Origin of the sequence: Frankia sp. R43, assembly GCF_001306465.1 — a bacterium.
GTDB classification, from domain to species: domain Bacteria; phylum Actinomycetota; class Actinomycetes; order Frankiales; family Frankiaceae; genus Parafrankia; species Parafrankia irregularis.
Genome location: NZ_LFCW01000001.1, coordinates 1911751 through 1923436, shown reverse-complemented (window position 1 = coordinate 1923436; position 11686 = coordinate 1911751). Strand labels below are relative to the sequence as shown.

General features: G+C 72.4%; 7 protein-coding genes. 6 read left to right on the top strand and 1 reads right to left on the bottom strand.

Features of this window, described 5'->3' with window-relative positions; all coding sequences use genetic code 11:
• Positions 1-52: 52 nt before the first annotated feature.
• Positions 53-469 carry a MerR family transcriptional regulator gene (locus tag ACG83_RS07360; protein WP_054565249.1) on the bottom strand — a complete coding sequence of 139 codons (417 nt, stop codon included), beginning with the start codon at positions 467-469 and terminating at the stop codon, positions 53-55.
• Between the two features lie 516 nt (positions 470-985).
• Here ACG83_RS07360 and mfd point away from each other — a divergent pair.
• From mfd to ACG83_RS07330, 6 genes are all read left to right on the top strand, one after another.
• The gene (gene mfd, locus ACG83_RS07355) at positions 986-4609 is read left to right on the top strand and encodes a transcription-repair coupling factor (protein ID WP_054565248.1); all 3624 of its coding nucleotides are present in this window, start codon (positions 986-988) and stop codon (positions 4607-4609) included.
• A gap of 89 nt (positions 4610-4698) precedes the next feature.
• On the top strand, positions 4699-5442 hold the full coding sequence (locus ACG83_RS07350) for a hypothetical protein (protein WP_054565247.1): 744 nt from the start codon (positions 4699-4701) through the stop codon (positions 5440-5442).
• A gap of 16 nt (positions 5443-5458) precedes the next feature.
• Entirely contained in the window at positions 5459-6850 is a 1392-nt protein-coding gene (locus tag ACG83_RS07345) for a MazG family protein (protein WP_054565246.1), read from the top strand.
• A gap of 80 nt (positions 6851-6930) precedes the next feature.
• The gene (sppA, locus tag ACG83_RS07340) at positions 6931-9063 is read left to right on the top strand and encodes a signal peptide peptidase SppA (RefSeq protein ID WP_054565245.1); all 2133 of its coding nucleotides are present in this window, start codon (positions 6931-6933) and stop codon (positions 9061-9063) included.
• 923 nt (positions 9064-9986) lie between these two features.
• Positions 9987-11273: a phosphopyruvate hydratase gene (eno, locus tag ACG83_RS07335; RefSeq protein WP_054565504.1), complete on the top strand. Its 1287-nt coding sequence runs from the start codon at positions 9987-9989 to the stop codon at positions 11271-11273.
• Positions 11274-11278: 5 nt separating this feature from the next.
• A complete protein-coding gene (locus ACG83_RS07330) occupies positions 11279-11680 on the top strand; it encodes a septum formation initiator family protein (RefSeq protein WP_054565244.1) in 402 nt (133 codons plus the stop codon).
• The last annotated feature ends 6 nt before the right edge of the window (positions 11681-11686 follow it).

The window sequence follows — 11686 nt, the reverse complement described above, 5'->3', positions numbered from 1 at the left end:
GCGGCCGGCGGCGTCCAGCTCGCCGGCCGCTGGAGCCGGGGCTCCGGGCGACTCAGGTCGCGCCGGAGGAACGCTCCGCGTCGTCGTGCAGCCCGCCCACGAAGGCCTCCGCCACCTGCACCTGCTGGCGCAGTGTGATCAGCTTCTCCTCGGCGAGCGCCACCCAGGTCGCGAGCCTCGCCTGCAGCTCGGCCCGCTGCTGGGCCGGCAGGTCCGGCTGCGCGAGCTCGTCCCGCAGGACCAGCAGTGAGCGCATCTCCTCCAGGGTGAAGCCGAGCGGCTTCATCTTCTTGATCAGGAGGAGGCGGTCGACGGCATCCTTGTCGTAGAGGCGGAAACCCCCCACGGTGCGGCCGACCGGGAGGAGGAGGCCGGCTTCCTCGTAGTACCGCACGGTGCGCAGCGACAGCCCGACTCGCTCGGCGACATCCCCGATCTGGTGGACGTCGCGACGCCGCGTGGTGGACAAGTCGACCCTTACGTCAGTATTTGCCGCCGGTGGCAAACCGGGCGTCAGATGACTGTACGTCCATCCGTGGTTCGGCGCCCGCAACTCGCCCGAGCACCCTGCCGTAAGCTGGTCGTAACGATCCCGCTGCCCGGGATGCAGGTCGGTGTCGGTGTCGTCCGGAGGGCGCCTCAGATCTGGGTACAGGTGTCTGGGTAACAGTACGGGGGCCCGGTACGTGGGGTGGCCAGGTCTCATCGGCCGCGGTCACACCGGCCGGGTTGTCACACCGGCCGGATTGTCGGTGGCTGCCGGTCGCACCCCGTGACGGTGGCCCATGTCCCGTCTCCCGCCCGGAGAGGCGGTTGTCGCCCGCGGCGGCAATATCGCCCGGCGGGGGGCTGTTGTAGCAGTCAGCGTGTGCCAGGCCGCACTGAGCCGCGGTCGCACGGATTGTCGCTCGGCGACCCGGTCCGCTGGCGCCGGATTCGTTGAGACTGGAAATCGACTCACTCCGAGAGGCACGGGACGGATCACATGACCCTCGCGCCGCTGCTTGACGCGCTGGTAGCCCGCCCAGGTGGCGACCCGGCGCTGACCCGCGCGCTGGCCTCGCTGGACGAGCCCGTGCTGGACCTGGCGGGTCCCGCCGCGCTGCGGCCGTTCGCCGCCGCGGCGCTCGCCGGCGCCGGCCGCACCGTGCTGGTGGTGACCGCCACCGAGCGGGAGGCCGACGACCTGACCGAGGCGTTGGGGAGCCTGCTCGGCGCGGGGCGGGTGGCCGTGTATCCGAGCTGGGAGACGCTGCCACACGAGCGGCTCTCCCCCCGTGCCGACACCGTCGGGCGCCGACTGGCCGTGCTGCGGCGGCTCGCGCATCCGGGGGTGGACGGGGCCGAGCCGCTGGCAGTTGTGGTCGCACCGATCCGCTCAGTGCTGCAGCCGCAGGTCGCCCGGCTCGGTGACCTCGCACCGGTGGCGTTGGCGAAGGGGGACAGCGCCGACCTGGAAGAGGTGACCGCCCGTCTCGTGGGCATCGCCTACCACCGGGTCGACCTCGTGGAACGGCGCGGTGAGATCGCCGTCCGCGGTGGCATCCTCGACGTCTTCCCGCCCACCGAGGAACATCCGCTGCGAATCGAGTTCTTCGGGGACGAGGTGGAGGACATCCGCCACTTCTCCGTCGCCGACCAGCGCGCGCTGCCAGAGCAGGGCAGTGCCCCCGGGCAGGGCGGTTCCACCGGGCAGGGCAGTTCCACCGGGCAGGGCAGTGCCTCCGAGCAGGGCGGTGCCGGGCCGAGGCCGGCGCCGCTGCTGTTCGCCCCGCCGTGCCGGGAGCTGCTCCTCACCGACGACGTCCGGGCCCGGGCCGCCGCGCTCGCACAGGAGCATCCCCAGCTCGTCGACATGCTCGACAAGATCGCGCAGGGCATCCCGGTCGAGGGCATGGAGGCACTCTCCCCGGTCCTGGTCGACGAGATGACCCTGCTGCTGGACGAGCTCCCGCAGGGCTCCCGGGTCCTCGTCTGCGACCCGGAGCGGGTGCGGAGCAGAGCCACCGAGCTGGTGCGTACCAGCCAGGAGTTCCTGGACGCCTCCTGGAGCGTCGCGGCGCTGGGCGGCGGGGCGCCGATCGACCTCGGCGCGGCCACCTACCGGTCGGTCGCCGAGGCCCGCGAGCGCGCGGGCGAGCTGGGCATTCCCTGGTGGTCGGTCAGCCCGTTCGCCTCGGAGGCGGCCGGCGACGACGACATCTACGGCGACGACACGGTCGTCGCCAGCCTGCGTCCCGCGCCGACCTACCTCGGGGACACCGCCCGGGCCACCGCGGACATCAAGGGCTGGCTGGCCGACTCGTGGCGGGTGCTGCTCGTCACCGAGGGGCACGGGCCGGCCCAGCGGCTCGTCGAGATGATGCGGGAAGCCGATCTCGGTGCCCGCCTCGCCGCCGACGGCGAGGTCGTGCCCGGTGTGGCCATCGTGACGCAGGCCCAGCTCGGCCAGGGCTTCATCAGCCCGACGCTGCGCCTCGCCGTGCTCACCGAGACCGACCTGGCCGGCGCCCGCGGAGTCACCACCAAGGACATGCGGCGGATGCCGAGCCGCCGCCGCAAGGGCATCGACCCGCTCGCGCTGACCGCCGGCGACCTGGTCGTGCACGACGCCCACGGGGTCGGCCGCTACGTCGAGATGGTCACCCGCACGGTGGCCGGGGCGAAGCGCGAGTACCTGCTGCTGGAGTACGCCCGCGGCGACCGGCTCTACGTCCCCACCGACCAGCTTGAGCAGGTCAGCCGCTACGTCGGCGGTGAGGGCCCGAGCCTGGACCGCATCGGCGGCGCGGACTGGGCCAAGCGCAAGACCCGGGCCCGCAAGGCGGTCAAGGAGATCGCCGGGGAGCTGATCCGTCTCTACAGCGCGCGGATGGCGGCGCCCGGCCATGCCTTCGGCCCCGACACGCCCTGGCAGCGTGAGCTGGAGGACGCCTTCCCGTTCCGGGAGACCCCCGACCAGCTCTCGGCCATCGACGAGGTCAAGGCCGACATGGAGAAGCCCGTCCCGATGGACCGGGTGATCTGCGGCGACGTCGGCTACGGCAAGACCGAGATCGCGGTGCGGGCGGCCTTCAAGGCGGTGGGGGACGGCAAGCAGGTCGCCGTCCTCGTCCCGACCACGCTGCTCGTCCAGCAGCACTACCAGACCTTCGCCGAGCGGTACGCCCCGTTCCCGGTCGTGGTCAAGGCGATGAGCCGGTTCAACTCCGCCGCCGAGCAGCGGGCGGTGCTCGACGGCCTCGCGAACGGCACGGTGGACGTCGTCATCGGCACCCATCGCCTGTTCTCCAGTGAGACGAAGTTCTCCGACCTCGGCCTGGTGATCGTCGACGAGGAGCAGCGGTTCGGGGTCGAGCACAAGGAACACCTGAAGAAGATGCGGACCGCGGTCGACGTGCTCACCATGAGCGCGACCCCGATCCCGCGAACCCTGGAGATGTCGATCACCGGCATCCGGGAGCTCTCGACCATCGACACCCCGCCGGAGGAGCGCCATCCGGTGCTCACCTCGGTCGCCGCCTACGACCCGAGCCAGGTGGGGGCGGCGATCCGCCGGGAGCTGCTGCGCGAGGGGCAGGTCTTCTACATCCACAACCGGGTCGAGAGCATCGACCGGGCGGCCGCGCGGCTGCGTGAGCTGATCCCCGAGGCCCGCATCGCCACCGCCCACGGCCAGATGAACGAGGACACCCTCGAAGGCGTGATGGTCTCCTTCTGGGAGAAGAAGTTCGACGTCCTGGTCTGCACCACGATCGTCGAGTCGGGCCTGGACATCTCGAACGCGAACACGCTGATCGTCGAGCGGGCCGACAACTTCGGGCTCTCCCAGCTGCACCAGCTGCGCGGCCGGGTCGGCCGTGGCCGCGAGCGCGCCTACGCCTACTTCCTCTACCCGCCGGACCGGCCGCTGTCGGAGACCGCGCACGACCGGCTCGCGACCATCGCGCAGCACAACGACCTCGGCGCCGGCATGGCGGTGGCGATGAAGGACCTGGAGATCCGCGGCGCGGGCAACCTGCTCGGCGGCGAGCAGTCGGGGCACATCGCCTCGGTCGGCTTCGACCTGTACGTCCGGATGGTCGGGGAGGCCGTCGCCGAGTACAAGGGCGAGGTCGAGGAGCCGATCGAGGTCAAGGTCGAGCTGCCCGTCGACGCGAACCTGCCGCACGACTACGTGCCCAGCGAGCGGCTGCGGCTCGACGCCTACCGCCGGCTCGCCGCGGCCGTCACCGCCGCGGACATCGACGAGGTCCGCGGCGAGCTGACGGACCGGTTCGGTCCGCTGCCCGAACCGGTGGAGAACCTGCTGGCGGTCGCCTCCCTGCGGGTGCTCGCCCGCCGGTACGGCGTCAACGAGATCACCGTCGCGGGGCGCCAGATCCGGATCGCCCCGCTGGAGCTGCGGGAGAGCCAGACGCTGCGCCTGAACCGGCTCTACAAGGGCTCCGTCGTCAAGCCGGCGGTGAAGACGGTGCTGGTCCCGGCACCGACCGAGACCGGCCGGATCGGGTCCCGCCCGCTGCGCGACCGGGCCCTGCTGGCCTGGGTCGGCCAGCTGCTCGACGCCGTCGCCGGGGACTCGATCGCCGCGGCGGCCAGCCGGTAGGTCGTCCGAGGCGGTCCCGGGCGGACGTCCGGGGCGGCCGAAGGCAGCCACATACACTTCTGGGCCGAGGAGCGGATACGGTCACTGCTGTGAAGTTTCCGCGTCTTCTGGCCGGGCTCGGGCTCGCCGTGCTCACCGGCCTCGCAGGTACCGCATGCACGTCCCACGCCGGTGCGGCCGCCCAGGTCGGGTCGAGCACGATCGAGACCTCGACCGTGCGCGGCATCGTCGACCGCGGCCTGGCCGCGGCCGAGACCGCCCAGACCGCGCAGACCCTCACCCGTACGGCGCTCCAGCGCCGCACGATCACCATGCTGGTGGACCTCAAGGTGCGTGAGTCGGCGGCGAAGAGCCTCGGGGTCACGGTGAGCGACCAGGACCTCAACGCCTTCTACCAGGCGAGCGCGGTGCTGGGCTACGGCGGTGTCAAGGAGTTCGAGACCAACGCCGCCGCGCTCGGCTACGCCAAGGAGGATCTCCTGACGGCGATGCGGGTCGGTGCGCTGGAGTTCGCCATCGCCGACAAGGTCGCGCCGACCACCCTCGCCTCGCCGGACTACGCCCGCGCGCAGTACGACGGCCTCGTCCAGCAGTACGGCAAGCTGCCGCTGACCTATGAGGCGGCCCGGCCGTACCTGCAGCGGTTCCTGGCCTCCGACGAGCGCAACGCGAAGATCCAGCCGGTGCTGACCGACACCGCGAACCGGCTGGGCGTCTCGGTGAACCCCCGCTTCGGGGAATGGAACGCCAAGGAATCGGTCGTGGACGAGGCGCCGGGCACCATCGCCACCACGGAGGAGCCGGTCGCCTCGACGGCCGAGCTGACGCTGTAGGGCGCAGGCGTCCGACATGACCGCACACATCACGCTGGTCTCGACCAGCGCCCGGGTCGCGCCGGGCCTGCTCACGGCCGCGGCCTGGGATCTGCTCCGCTCGGCCGCGGTCTGGACGGCCTGCCCCGACCACCCGCAGGCTCCGGCGCTGCGCGAGGCCGGTGTCGAGGTGTCGGTGCTGGTGGAGGGCGAGATCGAGAGCTGCGCCGCCGGCCAGGCCGAGGCCCCGGCCGGCGGCGCCGGCCCCCTTGCCGGGCTGCTGGCCGCTGCCGGGACGTCCGGCCGGGTCGCGTGGCTGCTGGATCCGGTGTCGCCGAACGCCGTCGACCGGGCCCTGCTCGCGGCGGTCGGCGGCACCGAGGCCGTCGGCGGCACCGAGGCCGTCGGCGGCACCGAGGCCGTCGGCGGCACCGAGGTCGTCGTCGGCGCCCGGGTTGACCAGCCCGCCCGGGTCGACGAGCTCGTCGCGACCCGTGAGCTGCCCGGATCGGCGCTGCTGGACGCGGTCGCCGTCATGGACCGGCTGCGCTCGCCCGGCGGATGTCCCTGGGACGCCGAACAGACCCACACCTCGCTGGCGCCCTACCTGCTGGAGGAGGCGTACGAGGCGTACCAGGCCATCGAGGACGGCGATCTCACCGAGCTCCGCGAGGAGCTGGGGGACGTCCTGATGCAGGTGCTCTTCCACGCGCGGGTGGCGGCCGAGGCCGATCCGGGCGGCTGGGACGTCGACGATGTCGCGGCCGGGCTGTCCGCCAAGCTGATCCGGCGCCATCCCCATGTCTTCGCCGACGTCGCCGTCTCCGGCGCGGACGAGGTCGTCACCAACTGGGACGCGATCAAGGCGACGGAGAAGAACCGGAAGTCGGTGACGGAGGGGGTGCCCCTGTCCGCGCCCGCGCTGTCCCTGACGGCCAAGCTGCTGCGGCGTGCGGGCAAGCTGGGTCTCCCGCTCGACCTGGCCCTTCCCGCTGTTTCGCCAGCTCCGGGAGCATCGGCTGCTCCGGCTGCTCCGGCTGCTCCGGTGGCCCCGGTGGCCGCACCCGGTTCGGCGGGGCTCACCGCGGTCGTCGCCGAGCTGGCGCGGGGCCTCGACGCCGATCCGGGCGCGGGACCTGCCGTCGCCGAGCGGTCGATCGGCGACCTCCTGTTCGCCGCCGTGGCGTTGGCGGCCGCTCTCGACGTCGACGCCGAATCCGCGCTGCGCGGGCGTGCCCGGTCGTTTCGGGACAACCTGGCCCGGGCGGAACACGCGGCGCTGGAACGCGGTGTCGAGCCGCGTGGGCTGGACGCGGCTGGCTGGAGTGCGCTGTGGCGATCGGCGGCCACCGCGCCGACGACGGCCTCCGCGCCGACAGCGGCCTCCGCGCCGTCGGCGACCACGGAGCCTTCCGCCGCCGGATCCTGAACGGCCTTTCGTACGAGGGATCCTGAACGCTCCGGCCGCGGGAGATCCCCGGTTCGCAGGCATCGCACTAGCCTCGAACCATGGTTGGAACGCCCAGGCAGGCAGTGGCCGATATCCAGCGCTTCGCGCGGCGGCGCGCCGCCCCGATCATTCTTGAGCTCGACCTGACCTCCGACCTGGTGGAAGGCGTGCCCGCGGACCCGCTGACCGCCGCGGTCGCCCACCGGCGGCCGTCCCTGCGCGAGGTGGTCGACGGGCTGCGTCGCGCCGCGCGGGACGACCGGGCGAAGGTGCTCGTCGCACACATCGCAGCTGGCGGGATGCCGCTGGCCCGGGTGCAGGAGGTCCGCGACGCGGTCGCCGAGTTCCGCGCCTCCGGCGGGGTCACCTTCGCCTACGCCGACACCTTCGGCGAGTTCGGTGGCGGCACGGTGGCCTACTACCTGGCGTGCGCGTTCGACGAGATCTGGCTCGCGCCACCCGGAGACCTGGGCCTGACCGGCGTCGCGATGGAGACGCCCTTCCTGCGGGAGGCGCTGGACCGGCTCGGGGTGAGTGTCGAGATCGGCCAGCGCCACGAGTACAAGAACGCGGTCAACACGCTGGTGGAGCGGGACTTCACCCCGGCGCACCGCGAGGCACTCGGGCGGATCGTCGACTCGTGCGCGGAACAGGTGGTGGCGGAGGTCTCGGCACGTCGAGGGCTGTCGCCTGACCAGGTCAGAAGAATGATCGATGACGCCCCGATGTCCGGGCGGGCCGCCTTGGAGGCGGGCCTGGTCGACCGGATCGGCTACCGGGACGAGGCCTATGACCAGGTGCGCACGCGGGCGCGTGAGCTCGCCGGGACGTCCGGCGTCGGATCCGATGCCGACGGTGACGGCGGCGTCGAACCGACGTTGATGTACGTCTGGGCGTACCGGCGTGCCGAGGTGCGCCGGGAGGCCTCCCCGGTACGCAGGGCCCGGGGCCTTGCCGCGGCTCTTCCGTTGCCGGTGCTGCCGGGGCAGTCCGGTAGCGATCGGCCGCGGTGGCGGTCGGGTACCGGTCCGGCCGCGACGCCGGCCGCAGCGACGCCGGAGGCGGTGGCGGTGGCGGCGACGGAAAAGGCAGCAGCCGCCGCGGCGGCGGACGGCGGGGCGGGGGCGGCGGCCGGCGGTGATCCGAATGTGGTCCCACCGGAGATCGATCCGCGGACGTCGGTGGTCGCACTCGTGCACGGCACCGGCCCGGTGGTGCTGGGGTCCGCGGCGCTGCCGTTCGGGGGGCCGGTCCTCGCGGCGGACGCGGTCACGGCGGCCTTCCGGGCGGCGGCCCGGGACTCCTCCGTGGCCGCCGCGGTCTTCCGCGTCGACAGCCCCGGCGGTTCGTATGTGGCCTCGGATGTGGTCCGTCGAGAGATCGAACGGTTTCGTGCCACCGGGCGTCCAGTGATCGTCTCGATGGGTGCCGTCGCGGCTTCCGGTGGCTACTTCGTCGCGCTCGGCGGTGATCTGATCGTTGCCAACCCGGGGACGCTGACCGGCTCCATCGGAGTTTTCGGCGGCAAGCAGGTCGTCCGCGACCTGCTCGGCAAGGTCGGGATCGGCTTCGGTGCGGTCGCCGCCGGCGAGAACGCGCTCATGATGTCCCCGCGGCAGTCGTTCACCGAGGCCGAGCGGGCGAAGCTGGAGGAGTTCCTCGACCGGGTGTACGCCGACTTTGTGGCCAAGGTCGCGCAGGCCCGGCGGATGTCGCCCGCCGAGGCGCACGAGCTGGCCCGCGGGCGGGTCTGGACGGGCGCCGACGCCCATCGCCACGGCCTCGTCGACGAGCTGGGCGGGCTGGCCCACGCGATCGACCTGGCCTGGGCCCGGGCCGGCCTGCCGGCCGAGGAGACCCCACGGGTGCGGCTCACCCCGAAACCGTCGGTGCTGGACCGGCTGCGCACCCCGAAGTCCAGCGAGGAGCCGGGCGCGGCGGCCGCCCGCACCGCGGCGAGCTTCGGGGTCCCCGGCATCCGGGGAGTTCTCGGTGTTCTCACCGCGTTCGACGTGTTCGGAGGGCTCGGCGCGCTTGCAGGGCTCGGCGCGGTCGGTGGCGCCCATGGTGGTCTGTCAGTGGGCTCCGACGGGTTCGCCGGCGGCTGGGGCGCGCTCGCGCCGCTCGCCGCGCGGGCGGGGCTGCCCGTCCACGGGCCGCTGCTGATGCCTCCCGTGGGGCTCGTCCGCTAGCTCCGATGGGACGAGCAGGAAGATCCGGGGATCTTCGTCGACCCGGCGCGTGTGACCAGGCCGGGGCTCCGAGTTGCCGCTGCTGCCAGGCAAGGCCTGGGGATTTCTGGTCCTTCCAGGGACCGCGGCGGAATCCCGAGACGCGGCGGATCCGGGGCACCGGCATGGGCTTGGCGGAGCCGCGCTGGCGGAGGGCGAACCCCACCCACCCACCCACCCGCACGGCACTCATCGAGGATCCCGCACCTCCCGCGCAGCGCCGGCAAATTCGCTCTTAAGCGGGGCAAAAAGGGTTCATAGTCGCCTGGCGGCCCGCAAGAAAGAAGGATTTCGGTCGTCGGAACGACCAGAATCGTTCACTCTTGCGACTCGTCAAACCGGGCCGCCGGGCCGCCGGGCCGCCGGGTCGCTGGCCTCTCGGGCACGCGGAGGTCCGGGCGCGTTCGTGGAGTGCGAACCGTCCCGTCCACCGACCAGAGATCTCGACCGGCGCCAATCCGGGAGAGCCTCTGGAACGACGAAGATCCGCAGATCCTCAAGCCGCGGCTTCGGGACCGCCGCCGAATTCTCCGCACAGGTCGAGCTCCGGTCAGGCCTGGGCCACCCCCCATCGGGGCTGCCCACCGAGGTGATGTGTGCGACGCCGGGCGGATTCCTGACGCGGCCGACCGGCGACGGACACGGCGTCCGCGTCAGCGTGGCGCGACCGGGAGGCGACGCGCCGACGCGCCGCGGCGGTAGTCTCGCACCGACCGGTTCGTCCGGACGGCGTCGCTCGTCCCCGGGTGCTCCGCAACCAGCAGTCTTCGCAACCAGCAGTCTCCGTAAAGATCGCAACCAGCAGTCTCAGTAAAGATTCAGTGCCGCAAGCAGGATCCGTCCCGCGCCGGTGCCCCGGTAGCGTCCCATCGAAAGGTGTGCTCGTGCCGTCCATCGAGGCTGTCGGAGCTCGCGAGATTCTCGACTCGCGAGGCAATCCCACCGTCGAGGTCGAGGTCGTTCTGGAAGACGGCACGCCCGGCCGGGCCGCTGTCCCCAGCGGAGCCAGCACCGGCGCCTTCGAGGCCGTCGAGCTGCGCGACGGGGGCGACCGGTACGGCGGCAAGGGCGTCACGAAGGCGGTCGACGCCGTCATCTCCCGGATCGGTCCGGCGATCATCGAGATGGAGGCCACCGAGCAGCGGCTGCTCGACGCGCGCCTCATCGAGCTGGACGGGACGCCCGACAAGTCGCAGCTGGGCGCGAACGCGATCCTCGGTGTGAGCCTGGCCGTCGCCAGGGCCGCCGCGGCCGCGAGCGGGCTGCCGCTCTTCCGCTACATCGGCGGGCCCAACGCCCATCTGCTGCCTGTGCCGATGATGAACATCCTCAATGGTGGCGCGCATGCCGACACCAACGTCGACATCCAGGAATTCATGATCGCGCCGATCGGCGCCGGCACCTTCGCGGAGTCGCTGCGCTGGGGCGCGGAGATCTACCAGGCGCTGAAGAGCGTGCTGAAGGTCCGGGGCCTGGCGACCGGCGTCGGCGACGAGGGCGGTTTCGCGCCGAGCCTGCCGACGAACCGGGAGGCGCTCGACCTGATCGCCGAGGCCGTCGACAAGGCGGGCTTCAGCCTGGGTGACGACATCGCGCTGGCGCTCGACGTCGCGTCGACGGAGTTCTTCGAGAAGGGCTCCTACACCTTCGAAGGCACCGGCCGGTCGGCCGACCAGATGATCGACTACTACGCGGATCTGGTCGACTCGTACCCGATCGTGTCCATCGAGGACCCGCTCGCCGAGGACGACTGGGCCGGCTGGGCGAGCATCACCACCCGGCTGGGCTCGCGGGTGCAGCTCGTCGGCGACGACCTGTTCGTCACCAACCCGGAGCGGCTTGCCCGCGGCATCGCCGAGGGCGCGGCCAACGCGCTGCTGGTGAAGGTGAACCAGATCGGCACCCTGACGGAGACGTTGGACGCCGTCAGCCTGGCCCACCGCAACGGCTACCGCTGCATGATGTCGCACCGCTCCGGCGAGACCGAGGACACCACGATCGCCGACCTCGCGGTCGCGGTCGACTGCGGCCAGATCAAGACGGGTGCCCCCGCACGCAGCGAGCGGGTGGCGAAGTACAACCAGCTGCTGCGGATCGAGGAGGAGCTCGACGACGCGGCACGGTACGCGGGCGCCGGCGCGTTCCCGCGGCGGGCGACGACCGCCCGCTGAGCCGAATGCCCTTCCGGCGGAGGGCGCTGACGACAAGGGCCACCCTGCTGGCCATCGTCATCTGCGTCCTGGTCCTGACCCTGGCCTACCCACTGCGGCTGTACCTGCAGCAGCAGGCGAAGATCTCCGAGCTGACGCGCACGAACGCACAGCGCCAGACGAGGGTCGACGACCTGCGTGAGGAGGTCGCGCGCTACAACGATCCGGAATGGGTGAAGGACGAGGCGCGCCGCCGGTTGCACTACGTCCTGCCCGGAGAGAAGACGTACCTGATGCAGACGAGCCCCCAGCCGACACCGGAGCCCGACGCGGGCGCCGATGGCGGCGGGGGCGGCCAGTCCTGGTACAACCAGCTCTGGTCGCAGCTTGCCGAGCCGGCTACGCCGACCCCGGCGGCGCAGCGGTGAGCGGCT

Bases quoted from the DNA above. Each gene is read 5' to 3' on its own strand.
- mfd (WP_054565248.1), top strand. From the start codon at position 986: ATGACCCTCGCGCCGCTGCTTGACGCGCTGGTAGCCCGCCCAGGTGGC.
- sppA (WP_054565245.1), top strand. From the start codon at position 6,931: ATGGTTGGAACGCCCAGGCAGGCAGTGGCCGATATCCAGCGCTTCGCG.
- ACG83_RS07330 (WP_054565244.1), top strand. From the start codon at position 11,279: ATGCCCTTCCGGCGGAGGGCGCTGACGACAAGGGCCACCCTGCTGGCC.
- ACG83_RS07345 (WP_054565246.1), top strand. From the start codon at position 5,459: ATGACCGCACACATCACGCTGGTCTCGACCAGCGCCCGGGTCGCGCCG.